The organism is Variovorax paradoxus (assembly GCA_016806145.1).
Lineage (GTDB): Bacteria > Pseudomonadota > Gammaproteobacteria > Burkholderiales > Burkholderiaceae_C > Variovorax.
In genome coordinates, this window is sequence record CP063167.1 from 971819 (window position 1) to 995728 (window position 23910).

Sequence of the window (23910 nt, forward strand, 5' to 3'; positions counted from 1 at the left end):
CTCGCGCCGATCAGATGGCCATGGTCCCGCTGAGCGAGAGCTGCTCTTGGTGGCGGGCAGCGTCCATTGCCTTGGCATAGTCAGCCGTGGCTTTGTACTCGGTTTCGTCGTCGACGACGGAGTCGATGCCACAGACCCGCCGAGCCAGCTTGCCGTAGCTGCCGGAGCCGGAGAACTCCGCGCGCTGCATCGTGAGCATCCGGATGCTCTGCAGCGGCGTGCCGTTGAAGTTCTCGAAGACGAACAGGCGGCTGCCCCAGTCCGTGAGAAACAGATCGCGGATCACACGGCCGATCTTGAGTCGGTCCTTGGGTCGGCCCACGGGACCGCTGTTCATCTTCTCGAAGACAGTGTTGAGCTTCGAGTCCTCCCACTGGTCCTCCGTTGCGAACAGCAGCGCGCTGCGCCCGGACAGGTCCACGAGCTCGTAGATCATGTGGGAGAAGTTCTCCAGGTACAGGGCTCGCCCGAAGTCGTAGATCAGGATGTTGGGCTTGTACAGTCCGCCTGGAGTGTGGAAGCCGAGCTCCTCGCTGGCGATCACGTGGGCAAGCATGGCCTGATGGAACCCGATGAGCTTGGCAACCCGCGTCTGCACGGCCGGAATCTTGCTGGTTCCGATGTGCTCGGTGATCAGCACGGCCAGGCCGGCCATGAGTTCGGAGCGAACCATCTGGCGCACGAGCGCGTGGTAGTGCAGCCAGTCGAAGACGCGCTGAGGGTAGAGCTTCGCGTGTTCGGGATTGCCGAGGTGGAAGACGTGCGACCAGGGGATGAAGACCTTATCGAAGACAGTCATGCCGTCGAGTTCGTCGCCCTGCGATGCAAGAGGATGCTCGACACGGTCTTCCTTGACCAGGCTCTCGCGGCAGACCACCGACACGCCCTTGGTGGCCAGGGGCACTGCCGCGAAGATGATCTGGTCTCCCGGTATGCCTGGGCGGAAGCAGACGCCGATGTGCACCCAGTCGGCAAACGCGGTGCCAGTGGAGACTGCCTTCACGCCGTCCACGACGATGCCCTTGTCGTTGCGCTCGATGACGCGCAAGGCCGGCGAGCGGGCTTGCGCTTCCGGCGTGGAACGGTCCATCTGCGGGTCAACGAAGTTGGGCGCGCAGTTGTGGTCCAGGTCGCGCACCGACTGCCAGAAGTCCACGATGTTGCGTGCAAGCTCCTTCCCCTCGGTGCCCACCGACTGCTTCTGCCAGGGCATGGGATCGTCCGTGTAGGTCGTGAGCACGTAGTTGTTGACGTCGGGCGTGCGCGGAAACGATGCGCCGGCCATCTCGCGCATCACGAACTCGTGGTAACGGCGCTTGCGCTTGAGGTCTTCCTTCGTACGATGGTTGAACCACATCATCGAGCGACGCTCGCCGTCGTCGTCCACGAACGTCATGATGTCCTGCAGGTCCGACCGATGGTGCAGGTCATAGAACTCTGCGTGCCTGCGGGCATAGTCTCGAGTCTTCGGATGAGTGGCGACGTTGTCGATCTTCTCGTTGCCGACCCAGACGACCCGACCGTCGTCGAGTGAGTCGAGATATTGCTGACCTGTGCGGAGCATGGGTATTTCCTTTTGACAATGGTTGGGGAGATGTCGCCTTCCGCTCAATGAGCAGTCGGCCGGGTGGTTGCATAGCTTCGCCTGCAGTAGACAAGCGGCTCACGGTGCTCTTCTTCATGCGTCTTGCTTGCCAGCACGCGTGCCAGGAAGACGCTGTGCGTTCCGACTTCCATGGACTCGATGACGCGGCAGTCCAGCGCGATCGTGGCGTCCTCGCTGCAAGGCGAGCCAGTGGCCAGCGTGTGCCACCGGCCCGAGCCGAAGCGTTCGGGCATCGACAGCTTTCCCACGCCGGCGAACATGTCCGAAGTGGATCGTTGCTGCGAACTCAGCCAGTTAACGCAAAGCACGTCGTTCTGCTTGATGACGCTGTTCACGTAGCTTCGTCTGTTCATGCAGACCAGCACCGTGGGCGGCGTGTCGCACACGGAGGCGACGGCCGAGCAGGTCACGCCTGCCATGCCGCCAGGGCCATCCGTCGTCACCACCGTCACGGCGGTCACAGCTCTTGCCAGTGCATCGCGGAATTCGGCAACCGAGATGCCGGGCTCCAGGAGGTCATCGAGCGCATCAGGCGCACCCGTTCCTTCGGACGCCGCCAGGATGGCAGCTGCTTTCTCATTCATTTCCTCTGCGTTCATCGTTGCACTCCAGTTCCGTCGTGGATAGCGGGGTTCGGCGAGTAAGGAAAACTTTACGCGCCGCATCTGTTGATGAACATGCCTCGCGAAGGCATACACACTATTCCCCGAGTGACCTGGAGGCAGGCGTGCCCTGCACCGCCAGCGTTGCAACTACGTCCGAGCGCTTAGTTCCGAGTTCGGGAGAAGCCGGCGCAGCGCCGGTTCTGCGCGCGGTATGCAACAGGAGCGCGATGCCAAGAGACGCAAAGCCACTGAGCACGTACTGCAGTTGCAGTGAAAGGCCTGCCGCCACGAACGCCGTGCCCATGATTGCGCCACAGATGGCTCCGCCGCGCCCGAGCCCGATGATCACGCCCAGGCCGGTCGAGCGCACATCCGTCGGATAGACCGTCGCGCAGTAGGCGCTGAGATTGACTTGCGCGCCGACGATGAATCCGCCGGCCAGACCGACCACCGTGAAGAGCATGAGCCGATTGGCAGGTGCGAGACCGACCGTGGCAATGGCTGCGGCGGCGAGCAGGAATGCCGCGGTCAGGGGCCACCACGACTGCACCCGATCAACGACACGCGCAAGCACCAATGAGCCAACGATGCCGCCCAGGGAGAACGTCGAGGACACCAGGATGGCATCGCCAAGTCCGAAGCCTCCGGCCACCAGGAGCGTGGGCAGCCAGGTGATGATGTAGACGATCACCAGCTGGTTCAAGAACGAGGCCGCGCCGAGCAGCACGCTGGTCCGCAGATGCTCACCACCGAAGATGCGGCGCAGTGTGCCGGCGTCCTTGGCAGCGTGCTCTGCCAACACGAACCGCTCGGCATGCGCGACGTTCAATTCCGGGTTAAGCCGCTGCAAGGTCCGCGCGATGGCTTTCGGATCCGCGCCACGCGCGACCAGGAAGCGGACGGACTCCGGCAGGGCTGCGCACAGCATCACCAGCAGCAGCATCGGCGCGATGCCACCGGCAATGAACACCGCCTCCCAACCATGGCTCGCCAGAAGGTACGTGGAGAGCGGGCCGCCGAGGACGCCCCCAAGCGGAAAGGCGGCGTACATGACACTGACCATCGTCGCGCGAGAGCGCCTTGGCGCGAACTCCGACACCATCGCGATGACGTTGGAGAGAGCACCACCCAGTCCAGCGCCCGTGAGGGCGCGAAGCACGAACAGCGAGCTGAAGCCGCCGGCCAGCGGCGTGAGCAAGGCGAAGACGGCGAACGTCGCGGTCGCCCAGAGAATGGCCGGCCGGCGCCCGACGCGGTCCGCCATGAGGCCAAAAAGCGCTGCGCCAGCGGCCGCCCCGGCATAGTGCGCCGCAAAGATTGGTCCAAATGCCTCGCGCGGCAGTTGCCATGCGCGTGCGATGACGGGCGCGGCGTAGGTGATGGCGAGCGTATCGAAGCCATCGAGCAGCGCGACCAGCGCGCACAGGGCGACGATGGCAAGCAACAACGGACTGCTGCGTGATGCGTCGATCGCCTCATCAACATCGATGACATACGGTGCGGGCGATCCAGAGGTGGTGTTGTTCATTGCAGCGTCCTTGTCGAGTTACAGGGCACGGGACCGCTTGGGTCCCGACGAAAAAAAGCTGACGAGGTAGACGACTAGAGCGGCATCCGCGCCTGCAGCCACAGGCGCATGCCTTCAGGCTTGTTGCGTGCGCCGAACTCCTGCTGGAGCTTCGCGACCAGCGCCAGACGGGGAGTCAGGTTGTAGGTGAGGTAGGGCCCGAACGAGTTGACGCGTCCACGGTTGCCATTGCCGCTCGCGACCCTTCCGGCCTGCTCGTCGTCCGTCGTCTGTCGATAGACATAGCCATTGAATCCGACCACCAACTGGGGGTTGACGCGATAGCCACCGCTGAACTCGATGCTCGCCTCGTTGCCAGAGCGGTAGTCCGTAGCCTTGTTGCGCTGGTTCGCGGCGTAGCGAAGCTTCGCGTTGAGGTCGAAGCCAGTTGCCGGGAACCAAGTAAAGGCATAGAACACCGCGGCCTGCGCATAGTTGCGCCCCGTGTTGACCCGCTCCGACACATCGTAGGTACCGGTTTTCAGGTGCAGATCGATGCCGGTGGTCTGATGGAAGGTCTCGGAATGCCACCCCAGGATGACCGGCGACAGTGCCATGTCGGCCAGGCCTGTTCGGTTGCCGCCGCGGTTCAGCGGGACCTGGGCGTCGGGTCGCGCAACAGCAGCCTCGAGATCGCTGGCCACGATCGCTTGCACGACGCGAGTCTCGATCTTGGCTCCGAACAGGCGTGCACCAGGCCAGACATAGGACAGGCGCGGCGCGACCGTGTTCACAGCAAGACGAAACCGAGCGAGTTGCGGGTTGTCTTCGCCGGCGTGGTTCTTCGAGTGAGTCGCGCCGTAGTGCGAGTAGTAGACGAACCAATGCGCGCCCTCGGGGAGCATGACACCGTTGAAGTTCGTCTCTACGCCCATCGGGTAGGAATTGCCACCACCTTCCGTGGCGAACGCAGGACTGGCCAGCAGGAAGACTGCGACGGACAGCCATCGCCTACCCGGCGCGCGTGCGTTCGAAGAAGTCTGCGTTGATGTGGAATGCCCCGCGGAATCTGGACCGACGTGCTTGCCGCTAGCCGTTTCGAATGCGCCCATGCTCTAGCTCCTCGTAGTGGGAGCCCGGACATTAGGTTTGCAGGGCAACAAAGGACATTGGCGAAAAAGCATTCGCAGTATTCCGCTGCGTCATGGACTTTCAGGCACGTATGGCATCGCTCTTGCGACAGAGCCATGGCCAGGGCATCGTATGCGCGCTGTTGGTGCAGAGCCGATGGCGAAAGGCGTAGTCGCCCGGATTGCGAAAAACCAGCTTCAACTCTAATCTGCGCAACGGATCGCCACTATGAGGTTGAAGACATGACCACCATGCCCCGCGAACATACAGAAGGCCTCGATCTGAACCAGTTGCGAGTGATGGATGTGCTGCTGCGCGAGCGCAGCGTCACGCGCAGCTCGATGGTGCTCAACACTAGCCAGCCCGCGCTAAGCAAGGCGCTGAGCAAGCTTCGCTGCTACTTCGACGACCCCTTGTTCATTCGCGTCGGATTGCAGATGGAGCCGACACCCAAGGCACTCGGGATGGCACCCGCCGTGCGGGCAATCCTCGACGGGGTGCAATCCCTGCATGTGGACCAGGTGCCCTTCGCTCCTCACGTGTCCAACCGCAACTTCAGCTTCCTCGCGGTGGATGCCGCGATCGTGGTGATGCTCCCGCCCATCGTGCGGGCATTGGAGTCCGAGGCACCAAATGTGCACGTGAGTGCTATGCCATTGGAAGCCGAGCACCTCCATGGTTGGCTGCAGACCGGCAAGGCGGACATCGCCATCGGCTCCTACCCGCTGCTGACGCAGGGGATCCGCCGCCAGATCCTGTTCAACGCTACATACATGAGCGTGATGCGTCGTGGACACCCCCGGCTGTCGACGACACCTACGACGGCCGAGTTCACCGCCGAGCGACATGTGCTGGTGGCCGCGGAGCGCACGGGCCATGCGATGCAGATGGCGCAGGAGGCCCTTGAGGCAGTCATTCCCCAGAACAACATCGCCATCCGGGTGCCCGGCTTCACCGCCGCTGTGCTAGCGGCCAAGCAGACGGACGCGCTCGTGACACTGCCCTCCCCACTCGCTGCCGTCCTGGCGCGCGAACTCGACCTCGAACTGGTCAAGCCGCCCGTGCGGCTTCCCAAGTTCGAGATCGCCCAGTACTGGCACGAGCGTTACCACCGCGAGCCTGGGAACATGTGGATGCGCTCCATGCTCCACCGCCTCTTCCACTCCGGTTCACGCTTTGCTGCGAGCCTTCCCTAGAGATTCTGTTTGGGTACGTCGTTATTCTTGCGCTGGAATCGTCCGGGGTGACGCAGTATTGCTAGACGCCGGCGCAAGTCCGCGCGATGGGCGCGACGCGCGGCATCGTGCGCGGGCCAGCGACGCCTCTTCCGCGTGGTGAGCCCCACGTGCAGCTTGATCAAGTAGGCGACCATACAGACTCATGGTCAGGGAGCGAGAGATGGGATCGCCCGGTCTCGGCAATAAAGTCGCCAGGACGACGTAAACGCGACCTCATCACCCCCTTGACGGAGCGACTCAGATGTCCACGACGTGGCGCAGCAGGCCCAACGCCACGCGCCACGTCGTGCCGTCACCCGAATCGATGATCAGATCTCGAAGCTGCACCAGCACGCGGTTTGGTTGGGAATGCATTCGTTCGACAAGACGGAAGGCCCAGTACTGCCCGCCGACGCCTGGTGCTGCTACGCAGCGCCATCAAGCAACTCTGCCAGTGCGCCGGCTACCACGCCACCGTCATGTGCCGCGCGCGCATTTCCAAACGTGATGTCTAGTGGCTGACACCTGCACCAGTCGCCGCGGCGCATGAGCGATGGCGTGAACGCCTTCATGCCCTTGGTGGTCGGTGAAGATCTCAGTCAGCTCGGCCCGGGATATCTGGGCGGCCTCAAAGAACACGCATGCGACGCCGCGGTACTCGCGAGTTCCACGATCAAAGGCTCTCGACGCTACCGTCCCTTTTTCACTCGCGTCCGATCGCGCGAACTGGGCACGGGACTACCGAGGCGGCATGCTGCGGGTCCTTCGCGGCGCGGGGCAGAACGCGACCCGCATCGGGAACGCGTCGGCGAGCCCACGGCCAACCGGTATTTGTACCTCGCGTCGAAGCTGTTCACTGAGCTGGATAGCATACGTTGCAATATCGACCCGGGACCGTCTGCCGACGCGCCTTTCGACCTCCCGCCGACTCTCTTCCGCGTTTACTGCCGGAAGTGCTGGCCCGCCTGTGAGCCTACGAGATGCTCAAGGCACAGCTGGGGACAGGCTTCATCGACTAGCTCTGCCGCATCAAGGAAGCCGAGATCAAACGCTTCAACCTCGGAGTCAGCGAGTGAGAACACCGCAAGTACTCCGACTTGTTCTGAGTCACGCCATGCCCGCCATCCACGCCATCCAGAAAGACGGCAGCACGCGCGACATCGAGGCGAAGCTTGGCTCGAGCGTGTTGGAAGAGGCGATCCGAGGCAATGTCCACGGCATCGACGCCGAATGCTGCGGTCGCTGCTCCTGCGCCACCTGCCATGTCTACGTCGACGACGCCTTTGTCGACCTGCTCCCACCTCCGGACGACATGGAGAATGAGATGCTCGACGGCGTTGCGGCCGAACGCCGACCAGGCAGCCGCCTGACGTGTCAGGTCACTGCTTTGAATCCGGAGGAAGGGAGTGAGTTCGAAGGTTAGGTCGATCTTGAGCGGATCAATCGATGACGGTACTGAACAAATCCTGAGCGCTCTGCTATGCGGTCGTACAGCCGCATCGCCGGCGCATTGCTCTCGAGTGTGAGCCAATACACACGCACCGCCTGATGGTTCTGCGCCTGCTCATAGACATGCCGAATCAGTTTCTCGGCGATGCCATGACACCGCATGACCGGATCGACGAAGAGATCCTGGAGGTAGCAGTAGTCCCCGTCCGTCCAAGTCGAAGGATGGTAGAGATAGTGCACCAGACCAACAACACGTTCGTCCACCTGCGCTACCGCACCGTGCACAGGCTGCGCCGCGTCATGCAGTTGCGTCCATGTCCTAAGGACTTGAGCGTCGGTGAAGCTAACCTTATAGAACTCCTGGTATCCCCTCCACAGTACCCGCCAGCGATCGAAATCCCCGACCTCCACCGATCGAACTTGCAGATTCGAATTCATTCAGTCTACCTCCCTCGGACCGTCTAGATACACGATTAGATCCTTCCGCGCACCGCTCAGGGCGGCAGCACCAGCGGGCCACAGTTCTCGTCTGTCACAAACACCGCGACCAACTTTGCGTGACGCACCGGGTCCGGGTTCTCCGCGAATATGTGCAGCGTGCCCGGCGGCTCAAAAAACGTCTGCCCGAAGTGATAGTCGCCTGGTGGCGTGCCTGCGAGCTGAGACCGGATCGTGCCCTCCAGGATGATTGCCGTGACGGAGCCTGGATGCCGGTGCGCCGGTGAATAGGCCAACGGCGGGAAATCCACCATCAACGTCGTGACGGACTTACCGGGCACATTGGGCAACGGCTCGCACGAGATCACCTTCGGGACGGTAGCAGGCCGTGCGGCACCTGATGCATCGGTCTGCGAGGCAGATGACGAGAACATCGGCCTTTTCACGGCACTGCATAGGTCCTCGAACCACTCGATGGTCTCGCTCTTCCCTGCGTTCGGCATCGTTGCCCATCCCGCGGCGAGTATCAGCGACGCCATGGCCACGGCGGTGGCGAGCTGCTGGCGAGCATTCAGGTGCCTCCACGCAGCAGGGCCTCGCGCAGCGAAAGACAGTGCAAACGCGCTGAAGAATCCGGCTGCACCGTCTCGGATCGATCGATTTCTATTCATGGTCTTTTCCTTCATGGTTTCAAGAGCAGAGGGCCGGCTCGGCATGTGCGACATCGAAGCCCTCGGCGATCAATGCATCACGCTGCAGGTCGGAACGCTCCGCCAGCAGCTTTCGCAGGCGGCGCATCTCGCGTGGTCGGTTGATTCCTACGGCACCGATCACCGCATCGCCGCGCAGGTAGATGAACAGTGGCGAATCCACTGTCGCGTTGCCACCTGCGCCCGCCAGGACCGTGTCGCCGCACAGTGGAGCGCCAATCACCTGGAGGTTCACGCCGTACTGATCCGACCAGAACCAAGGTGGCGCTGTGCAGGACCTGTCCGAAGCGCCTTCTAAAGGGCCCTGCAGGTCATCGCCCAGCGCCTGGACCGGCTTCACGAGCTGTAGAGCGGCCCCACTTCCGGCGATCTGCCTGGCCGCGATCGCTCCCTGGCGATTGGCGTTGTCCCAGGTCTCGATACGCACGGGCACACGGTGCCAAGGGCAGACGTGCTCGGCCACATCTCCGGCCGCAAAGATCTCGGGCACCGAGGTTCGACAATTTCGATCCACCACGATTCCCGAACGTACCTGCAGCCCCATTTGCTCGGCCAGCGACGTGCTGGGATCGATGCCAATGCCAACCACCACCGCGCCGACCGGCAAAGCGCTGCCGTCCGACAACTGCGCGCTACGAACGTCAGCGTCGCCGTCGAGGCGAAGTACCGAGCAGCCTAGCCGCACGTCGACGCCGCGCGACACATGAAACCGCCGCAGCCAGTCTGCTGCCGCAATGGGCAGCGTGCGGCTGCACAACCGTCCGCCTTGCTCCACCAGCGTCACGTCGAGTCCGGCCGCCTGCGCCCCGGCCGCGACCTCCAAGCCGATCCAGCTTCCGCCCACAATCAACAAGGTGCGCCGCTCCTGTCTGCAGCGTTCGATCGAACGACGCAGCGACAGCGCGTCGCCCGCACTGCGCAAAGCATGAACGCCACCCAGCTCCGCGCCTGGCACCCGCAACCGCCGAGGGACTCCGCCCGTGGCCAGCAGCAACGCGCTGTAGGACAGAGTCGAGCCATCGCTACAAAACAGCGTCCTCGAGGCCACATCGCCCGAGACAACCCGACGGTCCAGCCGCAGCTGTTCGTTTGACCGCTCATCTGGCGCGACCGCGCGCAAGTCTTGCCCCATGCCCCAGAGGTACTCCTTGGACAGGGGAGGGCGCTCATAGGGCGCAAAGGCTTCGTCGCTCACGAGAACGATGGAACCCATGTAGTCAAGCTGGCGCAGGGTTTTCAATGCCGCCCCTGCCGCTTGGCCGCCCCCCACGATAACGAGGCGCGCGTCAGGCGAGCCGACCGCAGCAGACGGCAACACCGATGTCGACCCAAGGGGCGTCATGGCTCGGCCACACCCTGGGGGATTTCCACCAGGAGTGCATCGTCCTCGACGCGCACTGCATAAGTGGCCAAGTCAACATTGGCCACCGCCAGACACTTCCCGCTGCGGATGTCGAACATGGCCCCATGCAGGGGACACTCGACTGCCTCCCCCTCGATATAGCCATCGGAGAGCAGCGCATAGGCGTGCGTGCACACGTCATGCGTGGCGTGGATGCCGTCGTCCAGCCGATAAAGCGCGATCGGGATACCTGCGAGCTTCACGCCCTTGGGTTCCCCCTTCTTCACTTCAGACGCCGCGCACGCGCGCACCCATTGCTTCGAAGCACCGTGTTCCATGGACGGCTCTCCCTCAACGCGGCAAGGTGCGCCAGTCGTCTTCGATCGACCTCATTCGGCCACCAGTCGCGGTGATTCCGGCATAGTCGCGGCCTTCAGGCATCGCGCTGGGCGGCGTCTCATTTGCCATGAACTTCCTGACGGATTGCAGCAGGTGGCGGCGCAGGCGAATGATGGCCTGGTCCGCGGAGCAAAGGTATTCCTCCGAGCGGTCGACGATCGGACCCATGCTGACCTGGGTGACAAAGTCCTCGACGACGATCTCGTTGAAGCCCGTGTGGTTGCCGTGCTTCATCAGCTGGCGGTTCTGCCCCCAAGCGCGGTCGGGATCATGGCAGACACCGCCGGCCATCGGCCAGGTGTTCGCGCGTTGCGCGCGTTTCATCGAATCCGTCGGACGCTTCGTGTTGTAGTAGATGTACCACTGGATCAGGTGCGTGTCATCGACGGGTACGGCGATGATGACCGTGCGATCCTGGTCGTCGCCCGTGTTGATCGGTGGAATCAGGCCGTAGTAAGGCATAACGAACTCTGTCACCCGTGCCACGCACTGGCCGTCAGGCGCTTCCCGCAGCGCGGCTGCGCGATAGCCGTAGGCTGTGTCCTCGAACTTGTAACGCACGGCGTTGTTCACTCGCGCCGCGGCCATGTCCATCTTCGAGTTTTCCAGATGGCTCTGGTGCAGCAGTGCGATGTGTGAGGAGTCGATCGTCGCCTCCACACCCTGCAGCCAGTTCGAGTTGAGCTCGAGGCCGCACGAGTAGGCCTGTTCCGGGCCAAGTCCCATCCACTCGAAGTTGGGCGCCGCGGGCGCCTCGCCCTCGCCCAACCAGACCCAGACCAGACCCGCGCCTTCGACAGCCGGGTAGTGCTTGACGTTGATCGTCTTGCGGAAGCACTCTGGATTGGCCGCCTCGTTAGGCACTTCGAGCACTTCGCCAGATACACAGATCTTCCACCCGTGGAAGATGCAGCGCAGTGCATTGTCTTCGTTGCGCGCAAGGGCGAGCGAGACGCCGCGGTGCGGGCAGGCTTCATTCAGGAAACCCACCCGACCGTCATGCGTGCGATAGGCGACATAGCGGTGGCCGAACAACTTCACCCGAACCGGCGCCCCGCCCGCTTCGAGGCGCGAACTCAGCACCGCGGGTATCCAGTAAAGCTGCCGCAGCATCTGCCCCATTGGAGCGTCGCCCTCGATGCGGGTGAGAAGTTCGTTGTCTTCCTTGGTGGTCATGGGTGCACCTGTTCAGTTGTAGGTGGTTGGGTAAAAGATGTCCAACTATCTTCTTTGGAAGACATATGGTCAATCTATTAGCGGGTTTCCACTACTGAATTCTTCGAAAAGGTGTTAGGCAAATTGGGCAAAAAGCGGTTTACGAGCTTCTCTTCGGACCAGGAAGACGTCGCCGCAAGATTGATATTGGGTAAATTGGGTAAACTAAATTGGACAAAACCAGAATCACCATGGCCCAGCCCTTCGCATCAATCGACCTCTCGTCCACGCAATCCCGGCGAGCGCTGGCTCCGCGCGGCAAGCCCTACTGGCACATCCATTCGCCACGAGTGCACCTCGGCTACTACAAGGGCAGCCGCGGTGCCGTCTGGTACGGCCGAGTATTCATTGGAGAGGGCAAATACAAGCAGACAAAGCTCGGGCCCAGCCATGGCGAGCACGGCGCCGGCGACCAAGGCCTGAGCTACGAAGCGGCGATCCAGGCGCTGCTGCAGTGGGCCGCCAGTGAACCGACGAGCGCGGACAGCCCAAGCGACGCACTCCAGAGCGAGCTAGCGGCCAAGGAGGCAAAGGCTGCGAACGCGCTCAAACCTCAACGCCTCGATGCCATCTCGCTGGCCTGGGCTCACGAGCGCCCCGACGTTGACTTCTGGCTCGCCGGCTTCTTCTTGCGGCTCGAGCATGCGCACTACCTGCACGAGCGACGCGTGCAGGAGATCGCCAAGCAGGCCGACACCACCGTCGGCGATCTGCACGTGCTCTTGGCCCTGCGGCGCAACGGTGCCGACAACGCCATGCGGCCGACCGATCTGTACAAGGAACTGCTCGTCACATCGGGAGCGATCACCAAGCGGCTTGACAGCCTGCGCGCTCAGAAGCTCATTGCACGCGCCGCAGCGGCGGAAGACCGTCGCTCCGAGTTGGTGAAGCTCACCAAGCGCGGCCAAGCCGTTGCCGACACCGCGATGACTCGCATTGCGCAATCACTGGAAGGCATCGTCAAGGCCAGTGGAGTCAGCCGAGCGGAACTACGGCAGATGGATGAATGCTTCCGGCGACTGATAGCCGCCATGTAGCGCTACGACAGGGTTTACGCTAGTGACGTTTATCTTGCCAGGAAGATAATCATTGGGCAGAAAGTAGTTGGGCAAACGTGCCCCACTGCGCGCGCCGAGCGCGGCACTTGTCTCAGTGAACTGGAACCACGATGAATGTCCCCAAGCTCCCGATATCGCGCCGCAGCCTGCTGAAGGCATCGCTGGCGCCCTTGACGCTCTCCTTCGATCGCGTGCTGGCTCAACCCCAGCCGAGCTTCAAGGGAGAGATCCGACTCGGGCAGACGATGCCTTACAGCGGCCCTTTGTCAGCGCTGAGCGCGATCGGAAAGGTGCAGGCGCGCTACTTCAAGATGCTCAACGACAACGGGGGCATCAACGGGCGCAGCGTCACGCTGCTGTCGCTGGACGACGCCTACAACCCCGCCAAGGCCGTGGAGCAGACACGCAACCTCGTCGAGCGCGAGGGCGTCAAGGCCATGTTCGCCAGCATGGGCACGGCGCAGAACGTGGCGGTCCAGAAGTACCTCAACGGCAAGAAGGTCCCTCAGCTTTTCGTCTACGCCGGCAGCGATCGCTTTGCGGACCCGAAGAACTTTCCCTGGACGGTGCCGGGTTTGCCGACGTTTTCGACCGAGGCTTCGGTCTACGCCGAGTACATCCACAAGACCAAGCCAAGCGCCAAGGTCGCGGTGCTCTACCAGAACGACGATTTCGGCAAGGAGTACTTGGCCGCGTTCAAGCGACAGTTGCAAACGCTGGGCAGCCAGGTCCAGGTTGTGATGGCCACGGGCTACGAGGTGACGGCTCCCACGATCGATTCACAGATCATCAGCCTCGCGGCCACGGGCGCCGACGTCTTCATGGATATCACGAGCCCCAAGTTCACCATCCAAGCGATTCGCAAGGTCAGCGAGTTGCCCTGGAAGCCGCTACACATCATTCCCATCACCAGCAATTTCATCGCCACGGTGCTGCGGGTCGCAGGCCTGGACAAGTCCACCGGCCTCGTATCCGCCACGCCGAGCAAATCCGCCGGCGATGCCGAATGGGTGAATGACGCGGCCTACAAGGACTGGCTCGCGTTCATGAAGAAATACTACCCCGAGGGTGACACCACCGAGCAGCTCAATCTCGTGGGCTACAGCATGGGGTTCCTGATGACCGAGGTGCTCAGGCGCTGCGGCGACGACCTGAGCGCCGAACGCATCCTCAAGGAAGCCACCTCACTCAAGAATGTGGCGCTGCCCGCGCTGGTGCCGGGCATCACGGTGAACACCTCGCTCACCGACTACCGTATCGTGCAGCAGCTTCGCCTGCAGCGCTTCGACGGCGCCCGCTGGCTCCCGGTGGTCTGATGAGCGCGCTGCATTCTTCGTCTCCCGCTGCCCGCGGGCGGGACCCAGCGCGCGCCGCGCCGCTGCTACGCATCGATGGCCTGGGCTTGCGCTTCGGCGGCATCCGCGCGTTGTCCGACGTTTCGTTTTCGGTCGGCCGCGGCGTGATCTGCGGCGTCATCGGTCCGAACGGCGCCGGCAAGACCACCTTGTTCAACTGCCTGAGCCGTCTCTACGAGCCAAATGAAGGTGCGATCCACTTTGCCGAGCGCGACCTGCGAACGGTACGCGCGCACGAAGTGCCCGCCCTCGGCATTGCTCGCACCTTCCAGAACGTCGCGCTGTTCGATCGTCAAACAGTGCGCAAGAACGTCGAGACCGGCTGCTTCCTGCAGTTCGGTGGTCGGCATTTCGCGGCGCTGATGCGCAATCGCCGAGGCCGCCAGGACCGCGAGCAGGTCAACGCATGCGTCGACGAACTGCTCGCCTTTGCCCGCCTGCGCGAGGTGGCCGACATCCCAGTCGCCCAACTGTCCTTTGGCACGCGCAAACGCGTAGAGCTGGCCCGCGCCCTCGCGATGAAGCCACAGATGCTGCTGCTGGACGAACCGGCCGCGGGCCTCAACCACGAGGAGGTGGAAGAGCTCCTCGGCTGGATCCTCGAGATCCGGAACCGGCGGGGCACCTCGGTCCTGCTGATCGAGCATCACATGAACCTCGTGATGCGCGTGTCTGACCAGGTCGTGGTGCTCGAGTTCGGCCGAAAGATCGCTGAAGGTCGGCCCGATGCCGTGGCGGCCAACCCCGAGGTGGTGCGCGCCTACCTGGGAGGTGAATCATGAGCGGCCCGCTGCTGCAGGTCCGCGGCCTCTTCGCGGCGTACCAGGCTTCGCCCGTGCTCAAGTCGGTCGATCTCGATGTAGCTAACGGGGGCATCACCGCCCTGCTGGGTGCGAATGGCGCCGGCAAGACCACGCTGCTGCGATCGATCAGCCACGCCTTGGTCAGCACGCGCGGACAGATCCTCCTGGACGGCCAATCCATTGCGGGTCTCACCAGCGATGCCATCGCCCGGCTGGGTGTGGCCCATGTACCGGACGGCCGCGGCACCTTCACGCAGTTGACTGTCGAGGAAAACCTGCTGGTCGGTGCGATCACTCGCCGACGCGGTGCCGATGTGCGGCGCGACATCGAGCGGATGTATGCCCTCTTTCCGCGGCTTGCGGACTACCGCAGCAAGCCGGCCGGGCTGCTGAGCGGCGGCGAGCAGCAGATGGTCGCGATCGCGCGCGCATTGATGCTCAAGCCCCGCTTGCTGATGCTCGATGAGCCGTCCTTCGGGCTGGCCCCCCTGGTGGTTCGACAGATCTTCGAGGTGCTGGCCCAGATCAACCGTGACAGCGGCCTGGGCATCCTCGTCGTCGAGCAAAACGCCCGCCTTGCGCTCGACCTGGCGCACACAGCCTACGTGCTGGAAGCAGGGAGCGTTGCCATCAGCGGAAACGCACAGGCCCTGCGCGACGACCCGCGCGTGAAGAAGGCCTACCTCGGCATCTGAGAAGAAGAAGGAGACACAGACACATGACGGAATTTGTCCAACAGGTGGTCGCGGGTTTTGTGAACGGGTGCATCTACGCCATGCTGGCGCTGGCCCTGGTCATGATCTATCGCGCGACCCATCACGTGAATTTTGCGCAAGGCGAGATGGCGATGTTCTCCACCTACATCGCCTGGTCGCTGCTCGAGGCCGGCGTGCCGTACTGGGCCGCAGGCATTGCAGCCATCGCTTTCGGTTTCGTCGCCGGCGCCCTGATCGAACGCGTCGCCTTGCGGCCGCTGCATAACGCGCCGTTGCTGTCGATCGTGACGGTCTTCGTGGCACTGATGATCATCATCCAGAGCGCGGCCGGGCTGCTGTTTGGCCACGAAAGCCATAGCTTCGCGAGCCCGTTCGAGGCCTGGAGCCCGCTGGGCCAGGGCATGTTGTCGGGCCACGCGCTCGGTACCGTCGCGGTCACGCTTGCCGTGCTGCTGGCGATGAGTGCCTTCTTCCGTTTCACACGTCTCGGCCTGGCAATGCGCGCAGCGGCCCTGAATCCGCTTTCGAGCGCGCTGTCCGGGGTCAGCGTGAGCCGGCTGCTGATGATCGGCTGGGGCGTCGCAGGCGCGATCGGGGCGGTCGCGGGCCTGCTGGCCACTCCGGTGGTTTTCCTCGGCCCGCACATGATGGCCGGCATCATGATCTATGGCTTCGCCGCCGCAGTCGTGGGCGGTGTCGACAGCCCGCCCGGCGCCATCCTGGGAGGCCTCGTGCTGGGGATTGGCGAGAACCTGCTGGGTGCCTACGTGACCGGCAATGAGCTCAAGCTCACGATCGCGCTGGTTTTGATGTTTGCCATCCTTGTGGTGCGGCCCCAAGGCCTGCTCGGCGGAAAGGCGGTTCAGCGTGTCTGAGTCCACCCACATCTCTTCCACGCCGAGCGTGCGACCCCTGCGCCTACTTGTCGCGCCGGCAACGGCGTGGCTGGCCGTGCTCGCCATTGCCTGCGTGGCAGTCGCGTCGCTGCTCCCGAGCTATTGGGCCTTCAAGCTGTCGAGCGTGCTGATCCTGGCGCTGGCCGTGCGAGGCTTGCAACTGCTGATCGGCTCCAGCGGGCAAATCTCGCTGGGCCACGGCGCCTTCTTTGCCGTCGGCGCTTACACCGCGGGCATCTTGCTCTCCCATCAGTGGCTGCCTTTCTATGTCATCGTGCCCGCAGCCATGGCAGTCTGCGGACTCTTCGGCTTCCTCTTCGGTCTGCCAGCGACCCGATTGGCGGGACCCTATCTCGCTTTGGCCACCTTCACACTCGCTGTCGCGCTGCCGCAGCTTCTGAAGCATCCGCTGCTGGAGCCCTGGACTGGCGGCGTCAGTGGGCTGAGCCTGGACCCGCCGGCTGCACCTTTCGGCATCGAGTTCCTGCAACCCGATGCGTGGAACCTGCTCCTGACGGCTGCCTGGACCGCACTGATCTACGGCGTGCTGCGGCGACTGCTCAACGGCCCGGCGGGTCTTGCCTGGATCACCTTGCGCGACCATCCGACAGCCGCCCTGGCCGTCGGCGTCGACGTCCGCAAGTGGCGAGCGACCGCGTTCGCGGTCAGTGCTGCCACCGTCGGTGCGGCCGGCGCACTCAACACGGGCCTGACCCACTTCGTCTCTCCGGACAGCTTCCCGATCTTCCTCTCGCTGAGCCTGCTGGTCGGCGTGGCGCTTGCTGGTCCGAGCTCGAGCGTGGGTACCTTTGTGGCCGCGGTCTTTCTCTCCTTCGTGCCCGACGTCGCCGAAAAGCTGTCGCAAGAGCTCACGGGCGTTCTCTACGGCGCCGTGATGCTCGGGGCCGTGTTCGTGCTGCCGCTGCTGTCCAAGTGGCGCGGACGCATGGCTGTGTCCGATCGCGCTGCGGCACCGCCCCTGAATCCCATCGATATCAAGGAGAAATGAAGCATGCTGAATCGCAACAGGCCGCTTGAGGGCCAGGTGGCCGTGGTGACGGGCGCAACGCGAGGCGTCGGCAAGGGCGTCGCGCTGGCACTCGGTGAAGCCGGGGCGCTGGTCTATGCGACCGGGCGCACGCTCGAGGCCGGCGCGTCAAATTGGCCGGGGTCCCTTCAGGAAACCGCCGATGAAATCGCCCAGCGCGGCGGCCTATGCATCCCGATCGTCTGCGACCATGGCGACGACGCCAGTGTGAAGCGCGTGTTCGAGCGTGTGCACGATGAACAAGACGCAGCGATCGACATCCTGGTGAACAACGTGTTTGCGGCCCCGTCCCACATGCCGGTCAACGTGCCCTTCTGGGAGCTCGAAGACGGTCTTTGGGAAAACCTGCTGCGCGTGGGGCTGCGCTCGCACTACATTGCCAGCCGCTGCGCGGCGCCGAAGATGGTTGCCCGCCGCAAAGGACTGATCGTCAATACCTCCTCGGGCGGCGCTGTGCGCTACACCTTCAACGTGCCCTTCGGAGTGCAGAAGGCCGGCGTCGACAAAATGGCCAAGGACATGGCTCACGACCTCAAGCCCTTCAACGTGGCCGCGGTCGTGATTTGGCCGGGTTTTATCAAGAGCGAGAAGTTCCTCGTTCAGCCGGACCGGGTCCCTGCACCACTGGCCAAGCGGATCATGGAAAGCGGGGAGTCCTCCGAGTTCGCGGGGCGGGCTGTGGTGGGCTTGGCGGCCGATCCAGCGATCATGGAAAAGAGCGGTCGACTGCATCTGGTTGCAGAACTGGCGCAAGAGTACGGGTTCACGGACATCGATGGCAGGATGCCCGCGGCGCCTTCGCGGGTCTGATTGCCGGGGGGCGAGAGAAGGCATGCCCGGCTCGGGTGAGCCAAGCCACAGAAAGCCTTCGAGAGCCAGTCAGGCTAGGTTTTCGGAGCGGGTTTCGCTGTCTGTCGGCTGAGCAGAGGACCGCGCTGCGCTGAAGGGGGACGGCGGCGGAAATCGGCACGAGTCTCGCTCATCCGAAAGGTTTAAGAGGGTGGGTTCCATCGGACCGACGATCAGGCGGTTATTGGGGAGCGTGCGCGGTGAGCAGCTAAGCCACGCTGGCGTCGGAACTTTGGTGTGATGCTGTGGCCCGCCTCATGCGGCTTTCAGCTTGCGAATGCCTGGAACCTACGGGCCGATCCCAGCCGTGCTACGGCCCTCTCACTATCCACCCCGAAATGCCGACCGCTGGCAACCTGGTGGGCGGATAGATCGTGAGGAGAAGCTATGGTCCGCCGGCCGGTCCTTTGGCAGGATCATGTCTAGACCAACCACGGAGAAAACACTTTGCGTCTCATCCTGGCCATCCTTCTTCCCTTCGTCGCCTTCTTCACGATCGGCCGCCCGATCGCAGGCATCATCTGTTTGATCTTGCAGGTTACCCTCATCGGCTGGCTTCCGGCTGCGATCTGGGCCGTGTATGCGCTCAGCCAGTACAAGACGGACCGCAAGATCGAAAGGGCGCTGAGCGCTCGCAGGAACACCTGAGCGTCGCATGTGAGCGAGCATACGGATCGATCGCTAGAAAGACGCTCTCCGCGACGCCAGATCCCTCGATCAGCAGAGCCCAAGCATCACCAGGACTTCCAGGCGAACCGGAAACGCGACATGCTTTACCACCTATCGAGCGAAGCTAAGCCCCGCACGCAGTAACACTCCAAACCGGGGCAGTTCGGCATGCCGAACTGCTAAGGCAGAAAACACTCGTGGTCCGTGCGGGATTTTCACATTTTCGGGTAATGCTCGGCAGTCAGGCGGCCGTCAAGACTGGCGGAAAAACATGAGGCCATGCGACGATGAACAGAGCTTTGACGCGGCCTTTTCACTGGCATCATGCCGAGCCCCAGCGACTGCATCCAACGGGCTGAACTGCACGGATCCATGACGATTGCGTTTAGTTTCATCCATAGTCGGCCTTCCTTCAGGTGAGCGCCTTGGCTCACATGCCCGCACATTCGCCCAACAAATTAACATTCTGTACGTTGGCACCGTCTCGACGGAAGCGAACTGCCGCCACGGCTTATAAGTTCAGCGCGATGCGGCGGGTGTGCCCGAGTTCAGTCGCGCCGCGCCAGCACCACTGACAGGTACGAGACCGGTTGGTGCTGGAACGCCTCGATCCCGTGCTGCACGTTGGCATCGAACAAGAGCGAGTCTCCAGCCCTTACCGAAACCGTCTTGCTGCCATAGCGATATGTGACCTCGCCAGAGAGGAAGTACAGAAATTTCACACCGTGGTGCTGGGAAGTCACGAAAGGCTCGGCACTAGGCAATAGTGTGACCAGATGCGGCTCCACTAGGATGTGGCCCGAGAGTAGGTGACCCAGCAGTTCATGGCGATAGTCCAACGCCGCGCCGCTTCGGTCGACCACTAGCCCACACCCAGCGGGCACATGGCAAAAATCAGCCCGAATCTCTCTCTCTGCGAAAAGACGAGACACCGGCACGCGTAGGCTTTCGGCAAGACGATCCAAGGTGTCTACTGACGGGGACACCAAGCCTCGCTCGATGCGCGAGATCATCGAGGCAGAAATTCCTGAGGCCTGCGCCAACGCTCCGCCGGATACGTCAGTCGCCACGCGAAGCGCTCTTACTTGCGCTCCTATGCGCGTTGCTGACAGGCTACGTGCTTCATGTGCTGGTCGGCATCCTTGCGCCGGCAAAGCAGTGTCGGGAACTTGTACTGGCTCCGCAGTTGGCAAGGGTGATGCTCGAGTCGGGCTCACAGCAGTTCTTCTATGCAGTGTATATGCCGTCGATTCTAGTACTTCAAAGAAGGAAGGTCACCGGGTATGCCAATACCCGTCAAGAGATCGAACGTGCAGACGCTCGCGCACAGAGAGCCCATTTCAATTGCACTGGGGAAGCGGCTCAAAGAACTTCGAATAGAGGCTGATAGATCCCAAGCCGAGCTCGCTTTCGACTGTGAACTCGATCGCACTTACATATCTCTAATGGAGCGAGGATTAGCCAATCCATCGCTGTGGACTCTTGGCACGGTGGCATTTGCGTTGAAAACGACAGTTTCGGATTTGCTTTTAGGCAACACGCACGTCGTTCAGCCATCGATGGGTGAGCACAGCAGAAAGCGTCGAGTTAATCAGGCGTCGCACGAGCCCAAACCTGCCACTGGCAATAGGCGTTCGCAGCTGCGTTGACGATTTCTACACCGGACAGGTTGTTGAGTTGGGCTGCGATCAAGGACTTGGACTGGCTTATGCCGCAAGTCAAAGGCTCACCCGGTTTCGATCGGGCTAAGGGAGCCAAGGGTAGCTTGATCCGCTTCTCGTTGTACCAGCGGATGTACGCGTCGAGCGCCTCGACGAACTGCTCGATGGTGGCGCTCCTCCAGTCTCGAGGATAGAACAGTTCGTTCTTCAGCCGACCGAAGAAGCCTTCGCAGGCTGCGTTGTCGGGCGAGCATGCCTTGCGAGACATCGAGCGAATGAAGTTTGCGTCGCTCATTCTTGATAGCCAACCTGGCCAGCGGTAGTGGCCGCCACGATCGGAGTGAACCACGGGCCGATCAGCCGTGTCGGCCACTGTCTCGATGGCTGCGCCCAGCATCGTGTTGACCAACTCCGCGTCCGGACTGGTCCCAAGTAAGCGGCCAGCCGTCCCGTCTTGATTCCGTCGGTCACGCAAGGCTCCACTACTCCACTTAACTTCTGGGGGTCAGTTCACTTCTTGGTGGAGAAATGGACACTTCAGTTGCTCTTAGCGAGGGGCGTCGGAGGCGACGCAAGCACAGCGCCGAATTCAAGGCGCACGTCGTGGCGGCGTGCAGCAAGCCGGGTGTGTCGTTGGCGTCGGTGGCGATGGCCAACGGCGTCAATGCGAACCTCGTGCGTCGTTGGACCAAGGACGCCGATTCCGAGCGGGAGGATTTCGAAGGAGTCGTCGTTGCGAAGCGCGTCAAGGAAACGACGACCAAGTTCGTGCCGCTGCCACTACCGTCGCCTGCGCCGTTGAGCGATATCCGAGTAGAGCTGCAGCGAGGCGCGATCAAGATTGTTGTGACCTGGCCTGCGACTGCGGCGGCGCAATGCGCGGCATGGATGCGAGAGCTGTTGCAATGATTCGCATCGACGCGATGTGGCTGGCGGTCGAGCCGATCGATATGCGATCCGGCGCGGAGCGACTGTTGACGAGAGTCGTGCAAGTCTTCGGCGCCGCGCAGGCTCACCATGGCTATGTGTTCGCCAATGCTCGTGCCACTCTCATCAAGCTGCTCGTTCACGATGGCTTCGGGCTGTGGTGCGCCGCGCGGCGTCTCAACGAGGGCCGCTTCGCGTGGCCGGTACCTGGCTCGAACGCGCTACCCGCGCTGACGCAATCGCAGTTCGACGCGCTCGTCGTGGGCCTGCCGTGGCAGCGGCTGCAGCAGATGCAGCTCATCACGCGCACGTAGCCGAGAAGACCTCGCCTCGCACTGGCGCGATCAATTGGCGCATGCCCGATGACGAGTGAGCGCGTCGTCTCGCACAATGGGTGACATGCTCGATGCCCAAGCTCTGAAGCCCGGTGATCTTGATCGCCTCGCTCCCGAAGAGAAGGATGCGCTGCTGCTGCAGATGCTCAGCCACATTGGGCAGCAGTCCAAGGCCCTGCAGATCCACCAAGAGCAGATCGAGCAGCGCGACCAGGCGCTGAAGTTCAAGGACGCGAGGATCGAAAAGATCACGTTCGAGCTACAGCGCCTGAAGCGTTGGCAGTTCAGCGCGCACAGCGAGCGCATGACGACCGAACAGCGTCAGCTGTTCGAGGAGACCGTGGTCGTGGACCGGGAGAGCTTGCAAGCCGAGCTGGATGCCTTGCTGGGCAAACATCGGTCCTGGTGGTTTGCGTCTTCACGGTCTTCACTCCTTTAGGGCTTGGGGTTGATGCAGCGAAATGCGCATCACCCCTGCCCGTTGGCGAAACCGGGGACGCAAACGGAGAGGCAGGCTGGCCGGAGCGGGATCACCCACCCCGAAGGGGCGGCGAAGCCGTGTTGAAGCTCTGCGAAACATGGGGACACCGGCCAGGCTGGGCGCAGCCTTCACCGCGAAGAGCGCGAGGGGAAGGCCCCTTAGCCAATCGACACAAGGAATCGTCCGGGCCCTGCCCGGCACTTCAGGTTTTCAGCGTGGGGCCGCGCGGCTGACGCTGCTGTTCGCCGCCTTCGCGATAGGGATCGCTACCTTCTGGCCGGGACCATCAGGCCCGGTGCGCTCGCGCATAGAGCCCGGCCGGGCATAGCCCGGATCGCCCAGAACCCGAAATTTGCAGTACGCTATATGTGGCCTAAAAGGACAGCGGAACCCCTAGATGTAGTGTTCTAAAAGGCGTCGGCGTGATGCCAGACCCAAAAGGACCAGACCATGTTTGACCGGATCTACCAATACTTCCTGCGCGAGCCCCGCCGCCTTATCGGCCTCGGCAAGAACCTTGTTCTCACGAGCGCGTTCATCCTCCTGATCGGCGCGATCGGCAATGTGGCGACCGGCGTAGGCTCCATCACGCAAGGTATGGGAAAGCAAGTGGTCGCAACGCGCGCTCTAGCTGAGCTCTATCCGTCCATCCCGACCTGGTGGGTGCCGGAATCCATCGTTGGTTGCCTGCCTGCGATCGTGTTGATGGTCTTTGGCCTCAGCATCGCTTCGCTCGGCAAGCGCCTGAAGAACGCGCACTTCTAGGACGGCGATGGCCGAGAAGGTCGATCTCGGCGACCCGGAAGACTGGCCCGGCCTGCTGCCCGGCTTTGAGAATGTCTGTAACGCGGAGGAGCGCGCGCTGGCCGGGCTGGAGCCTGCATGGGGCAAGGCCGCAACATTCTTCCGCACAGCGTTTCGTTTCGGGCATCCGCGCGGCTCCATGCGCTTCATGTCCCTGGAGGAAGTCCACCGCCATCTCGGCGTCTTCCGCACCCGCTACGAAGCGGGCGATACGCTCTCCCTGCTGCAGGCCATCGGTCTGTGCGCCGACGAGAACCTGCCGCTGCCCGAATGGCTTGCGCTCGCCTTTCGCAGCCGGATGGACGCGTTTCTGCATCCGGGGCAGCATCATTCCCTTGATGAGGTGTTTTCGAGCGCCACTGTCCCGACAGGCTCGCCGAAGAAGGCAGCCGCCGTGCGGCAGGACTGGCAGCTCGCCGGACAGCTCTGCCACGAGGCCTGGGACCTCGCGCAGCGGGACGAGACCATCCTCTCGTTCGACAGCGCCGTCGAGCGCCTGCTCGCTAGCGGGAAGTACGGCGTCGGCAAGACCAAGGCGAAGACGCTGATCAAGATGATCGAGACGAGCCAATCGCAGTTTCTCGGCAAGGAGCTGTCGCTGTCGCGGTTTCTGGAGAAACGGCGAAAACTGATGACGTAAGGAATCGCGGTCCTTATCGTGGCGGCGTTGCGTCAATGACGCTCGCTGT

Annotated in this window: 26 protein-coding genes and 1 pseudogene; 16 read left to right on the plus strand and 11 right to left on the minus strand. The window is 62.8% G+C overall.

Going from position 1 to position 23910, the window contains the following annotated elements; all coding sequences use genetic code 11:
• Window positions 1-10: 10 nt before the first annotated feature.
• From INQ48_35495 to INQ48_35510, 4 genes are all read right to left on the minus strand, one after another.
• The gene (locus INQ48_35495; GenBank protein QRF62806.1) at window positions 11-1564 is read right to left on the minus strand and encodes a 2,4,6-trichlorophenol monooxygenase; all 1554 of its coding nucleotides are present in this window, start codon (window positions 1562-1564) and stop codon (window positions 11-13) included.
• A 44-nt stretch (window positions 1565-1608) separates the two neighbouring features.
• A complete protein-coding gene (locus INQ48_35500) occupies window positions 1609-2190 on the minus strand; it encodes a flavin reductase (protein ID QRF63095.1) in 582 nt (193 codons plus the stop codon).
• Between the two features lie 115 nt (window positions 2191-2305).
• The gene (locus INQ48_35505) at window positions 2306-3739 is read right to left on the minus strand and encodes an MFS transporter (GenBank protein ID QRF62807.1); all 1434 of its coding nucleotides are present in this window, start codon (window positions 3737-3739) and stop codon (window positions 2306-2308) included.
• 74 nt (window positions 3740-3813) lie between these two features.
• Window positions 3814-4830 (minus strand): transporter, encoded by a 1017-nt coding sequence (locus INQ48_35510; protein QRF62808.1) that lies wholly within the window; start codon window positions 4828-4830, stop codon window positions 3814-3816.
• Between the two features lie 261 nt (window positions 4831-5091).
• Between INQ48_35510 and INQ48_35515 the strand changes: the two genes are divergently transcribed.
• Together INQ48_35515 and INQ48_35520 are read left to right on the plus strand one after the other, a co-directional pair.
• Window positions 5092-6045 carry a LysR family transcriptional regulator gene (locus INQ48_35515; protein QRF62809.1) on the plus strand — a complete coding sequence of 318 codons (954 nt, stop codon included), beginning with the start codon at window positions 5092-5094 and terminating at the stop codon, window positions 6043-6045.
• A 1135-nt stretch (window positions 6046-7180) separates the two neighbouring features.
• Window positions 7181-7489 carry a 2Fe-2S iron-sulfur cluster binding domain-containing protein gene (locus INQ48_35520; GenBank protein ID QRF62810.1) on the plus strand — a complete coding sequence of 103 codons (309 nt, stop codon included), beginning with the start codon at window positions 7181-7183 and terminating at the stop codon, window positions 7487-7489.
• On the opposite strand, the gene INQ48_35525 is transcribed toward INQ48_35520, so the two are convergent.
• From INQ48_35525 to INQ48_35545, 5 genes are all read right to left on the minus strand, one after another.
• Window positions 7486-7953, minus strand: a complete 468-nt coding sequence (locus INQ48_35525; GenBank protein QRF62811.1) for a GNAT family N-acetyltransferase — start codon at window positions 7951-7953, stop codon at window positions 7486-7488. The genes INQ48_35520 and INQ48_35525 overlap by 4 nt on opposite strands.
• 56 nt (window positions 7954-8009) lie before the next feature.
• A complete protein-coding gene (locus tag INQ48_35530; GenBank protein QRF63096.1) occupies window positions 8010-8492 on the minus strand; it encodes a cupin domain-containing protein in 483 nt (160 codons plus the stop codon).
• A 151-nt stretch (window positions 8493-8643) separates the two neighbouring features.
• The gene (locus INQ48_35535; protein QRF62812.1) at window positions 8644-10005 is read right to left on the minus strand and encodes an FAD-dependent oxidoreductase; all 1362 of its coding nucleotides are present in this window, start codon (window positions 10003-10005) and stop codon (window positions 8644-8646) included.
• Entirely contained in the window at window positions 10002-10343 is a 342-nt protein-coding gene (locus tag INQ48_35540) for a non-heme iron oxygenase ferredoxin subunit (GenBank protein ID QRF62813.1), read from the minus strand. The genes INQ48_35535 and INQ48_35540 overlap by 4 nt, the downstream gene beginning before the upstream one ends.
• A gap of 13 nt (window positions 10344-10356) precedes the next feature.
• On the minus strand, window positions 10357-11580 hold the full coding sequence (locus INQ48_35545) for a Rieske 2Fe-2S domain-containing protein (protein ID QRF62814.1): 1224 nt from the start codon (window positions 11578-11580) through the stop codon (window positions 10357-10359).
• A gap of 230 nt (window positions 11581-11810) precedes the next feature.
• Between INQ48_35545 and INQ48_35550 the strand changes: the two genes are divergently transcribed.
• From INQ48_35550 to INQ48_35585, 8 genes are all read left to right on the plus strand, one after another.
• On the plus strand, window positions 11811-12656 hold the full coding sequence (locus INQ48_35550; protein ID QRF62815.1) for a winged helix-turn-helix transcriptional regulator: 846 nt from the start codon (window positions 11811-11813) through the stop codon (window positions 12654-12656).
• Between the two features lie 131 nt (window positions 12657-12787).
• Window positions 12788-13993 (plus strand): ABC transporter substrate-binding protein, encoded by a 1206-nt coding sequence (locus tag INQ48_35555; GenBank protein QRF62816.1) that lies wholly within the window; start codon window positions 12788-12790, stop codon window positions 13991-13993.
• Window positions 13993-14814, plus strand: coding sequence for an ABC transporter ATP-binding protein (locus INQ48_35560; GenBank protein QRF62817.1), 822 nt, complete (start codon window positions 13993-13995; stop codon window positions 14812-14814). Before INQ48_35555 ends, INQ48_35560 begins: the two co-directional genes overlap by 1 nt.
• Window positions 14811-15530, plus strand: coding sequence for an ABC transporter ATP-binding protein (locus tag INQ48_35565; GenBank protein QRF62818.1), 720 nt, complete (start codon window positions 14811-14813; stop codon window positions 15528-15530). Before INQ48_35560 ends, INQ48_35565 begins: the two co-directional genes overlap by 4 nt.
• Before the next feature lie 23 nt (window positions 15531-15553).
• Entirely contained in the window at window positions 15554-16426 is an 873-nt protein-coding gene (locus tag INQ48_35570) for a branched-chain amino acid ABC transporter permease (GenBank protein ID QRF62819.1), read from the plus strand.
• 37 nt (window positions 16427-16463) lie between these two features.
• Window positions 16464-17456 carry a branched-chain amino acid ABC transporter permease gene (locus INQ48_35575; GenBank protein ID QRF63097.1) on the plus strand — a complete coding sequence of 331 codons (993 nt, stop codon included), beginning with the start codon at window positions 16464-16466 and terminating at the stop codon, window positions 17454-17456.
• Between the two features lie 3 nt (window positions 17457-17459).
• The gene (locus tag INQ48_35580) at window positions 17460-18305 is read left to right on the plus strand and encodes an SDR family NAD(P)-dependent oxidoreductase (protein ID QRF62820.1); all 846 of its coding nucleotides are present in this window, start codon (window positions 17460-17462) and stop codon (window positions 18303-18305) included.
• Between the two features lie 486 nt (window positions 18306-18791).
• Window positions 18792-18992, plus strand: coding sequence for a YqaE/Pmp3 family membrane protein (locus INQ48_35585; GenBank protein QRF62821.1), 201 nt, complete (start codon window positions 18792-18794; stop codon window positions 18990-18992).
• 569 nt (window positions 18993-19561) lie between these two features.
• Here INQ48_35585 and INQ48_35590 read toward each other — a convergent pair.
• Window positions 19562-20125, minus strand: coding sequence for a helix-turn-helix transcriptional regulator (locus INQ48_35590; protein ID QRF63098.1), 564 nt, complete (start codon window positions 20123-20125; stop codon window positions 19562-19564).
• Between the two features lie 198 nt (window positions 20126-20323).
• On the opposite strand from INQ48_35590, the gene INQ48_35595 reads away from it, so the two are divergent.
• Window positions 20324-20662: a helix-turn-helix transcriptional regulator gene (locus INQ48_35595; protein ID QRF62822.1), complete on the plus strand. Its 339-nt coding sequence runs from the start codon at window positions 20324-20326 to the stop codon at window positions 20660-20662.
• 112 nt (window positions 20663-20774) lie between these two features.
• On the opposite strand, the pseudogene INQ48_35600 reads toward INQ48_35595, so the two are convergent.
• Window positions 20775-21107: pseudogene (locus INQ48_35600) on the minus strand (IS3 family transposase).
• Window positions 21108-21202: 95 nt separating this feature from the next.
• On the opposite strand from INQ48_35600, the gene INQ48_35605 reads away from it, so the two are divergent.
• From INQ48_35605 to INQ48_35625, 5 genes are all read left to right on the plus strand, one after another.
• Entirely contained in the window at window positions 21203-21583 is a 381-nt protein-coding gene (locus tag INQ48_35605; protein ID QRF62823.1) for a transposase, read from the plus strand.
• Complete coding sequence (gene tnpB, locus INQ48_35610; GenBank protein QRF62824.1) at window positions 21580-21915, plus strand: IS66 family insertion sequence element accessory protein TnpB; 336 nt, start codon at window positions 21580-21582, stop codon at window positions 21913-21915. Before INQ48_35605 ends, tnpB begins: the two co-directional genes overlap by 4 nt.
• Window positions 21916-22000: 85 nt before the next feature.
• Window positions 22001-22375 carry a hypothetical protein gene (locus INQ48_35615; protein ID QRF62825.1) on the plus strand — a complete coding sequence of 125 codons (375 nt, stop codon included), beginning with the start codon at window positions 22001-22003 and terminating at the stop codon, window positions 22373-22375.
• 492 nt (window positions 22376-22867) lie between these two features.
• On the plus strand, window positions 22868-23182 hold the full coding sequence (locus INQ48_35620) for a hypothetical protein (protein QRF62826.1): 315 nt from the start codon (window positions 22868-22870) through the stop codon (window positions 23180-23182).
• A gap of 7 nt (window positions 23183-23189) precedes the next feature.
• Window positions 23190-23861 (plus strand): hypothetical protein, encoded by a 672-nt coding sequence (locus INQ48_35625; protein QRF62827.1) that lies wholly within the window; start codon window positions 23190-23192, stop codon window positions 23859-23861.
• The last annotated feature ends 49 nt before the right edge of the window (window positions 23862-23910 follow it).

Excerpts from the sequence above, each read along its gene's own strand:
- INQ48_35495 (QRF62806.1), bottom strand. The coding sequence starts at position 1,564 with ATGCTCCGCACAGGTCAGCAATATCTCGACTCACTCGACGACGGTCGG.
- INQ48_35500 (QRF63095.1), bottom strand. The coding sequence starts at position 2,190 with ATGAATGAGAAAGCAGCTGCCATCCTGGCGGCGTCCGAAGGAACGGGT.
- INQ48_35505 (QRF62807.1), bottom strand. The coding sequence starts at position 3,739 with ATGAACAACACCACCTCTGGATCGCCCGCACCGTATGTCATCGATGTT.
- INQ48_35510 (QRF62808.1), bottom strand. The coding sequence starts at position 4,830 with ATGGGCGCATTCGAAACGGCTAGCGGCAAGCACGTCGGTCCAGATTCC.
- INQ48_35515 (QRF62809.1), top strand. The coding sequence starts at position 5,092 with ATGACCACCATGCCCCGCGAACATACAGAAGGCCTCGATCTGAACCAG.
- INQ48_35520 (QRF62810.1), top strand. The coding sequence starts at position 7,181 with ATGCCCGCCATCCACGCCATCCAGAAAGACGGCAGCACGCGCGACATC.
- INQ48_35525 (QRF62811.1), bottom strand. The coding sequence starts at position 7,953 with ATGAATTCGAATCTGCAAGTTCGATCGGTGGAGGTCGGGGATTTCGAT.
- INQ48_35530 (QRF63096.1), bottom strand. The coding sequence starts at position 8,492 with ATGGCGTCGCTGATACTCGCCGCGGGATGGGCAACGATGCCGAACGCA.
- INQ48_35535 (QRF62812.1), bottom strand. The coding sequence starts at position 10,005 with ATGACGCCCCTTGGGTCGACATCGGTGTTGCCGTCTGCTGCGGTCGGC.
- INQ48_35540 (QRF62813.1), bottom strand. The coding sequence starts at position 10,343 with ATGGAACACGGTGCTTCGAAGCAATGGGTGCGCGCGTGCGCGGCGTCT.
- INQ48_35545 (QRF62814.1), bottom strand. The coding sequence starts at position 11,580 with ATGACCACCAAGGAAGACAACGAACTTCTCACCCGCATCGAGGGCGAC.
- INQ48_35550 (QRF62815.1), top strand. The coding sequence starts at position 11,811 with ATGGCCCAGCCCTTCGCATCAATCGACCTCTCGTCCACGCAATCCCGG.
- INQ48_35555 (QRF62816.1), top strand. The coding sequence starts at position 12,788 with ATGAATGTCCCCAAGCTCCCGATATCGCGCCGCAGCCTGCTGAAGGCA.
- INQ48_35560 (QRF62817.1), top strand. The coding sequence starts at position 13,993 with ATGAGCGCGCTGCATTCTTCGTCTCCCGCTGCCCGCGGGCGGGACCCA.
- INQ48_35565 (QRF62818.1), top strand. The coding sequence starts at position 14,811 with ATGAGCGGCCCGCTGCTGCAGGTCCGCGGCCTCTTCGCGGCGTACCAG.
- INQ48_35570 (QRF62819.1), top strand. The coding sequence starts at position 15,554 with ATGACGGAATTTGTCCAACAGGTGGTCGCGGGTTTTGTGAACGGGTGC.
- INQ48_35580 (QRF62820.1), top strand. The coding sequence starts at position 17,460 with ATGCTGAATCGCAACAGGCCGCTTGAGGGCCAGGTGGCCGTGGTGACG.
- INQ48_35605 (QRF62823.1), top strand. The coding sequence starts at position 21,203 with ATGGACACTTCAGTTGCTCTTAGCGAGGGGCGTCGGAGGCGACGCAAG.
- tnpB (QRF62824.1), top strand. The coding sequence starts at position 21,580 with ATGATTCGCATCGACGCGATGTGGCTGGCGGTCGAGCCGATCGATATG.
- INQ48_35615 (QRF62825.1), top strand. The coding sequence starts at position 22,001 with ATGCTCGATGCCCAAGCTCTGAAGCCCGGTGATCTTGATCGCCTCGCT.
- INQ48_35620 (QRF62826.1), top strand. The coding sequence starts at position 22,868 with ATGTTTGACCGGATCTACCAATACTTCCTGCGCGAGCCCCGCCGCCTT.
- INQ48_35625 (QRF62827.1), top strand. The coding sequence starts at position 23,190 with ATGGCCGAGAAGGTCGATCTCGGCGACCCGGAAGACTGGCCCGGCCTG.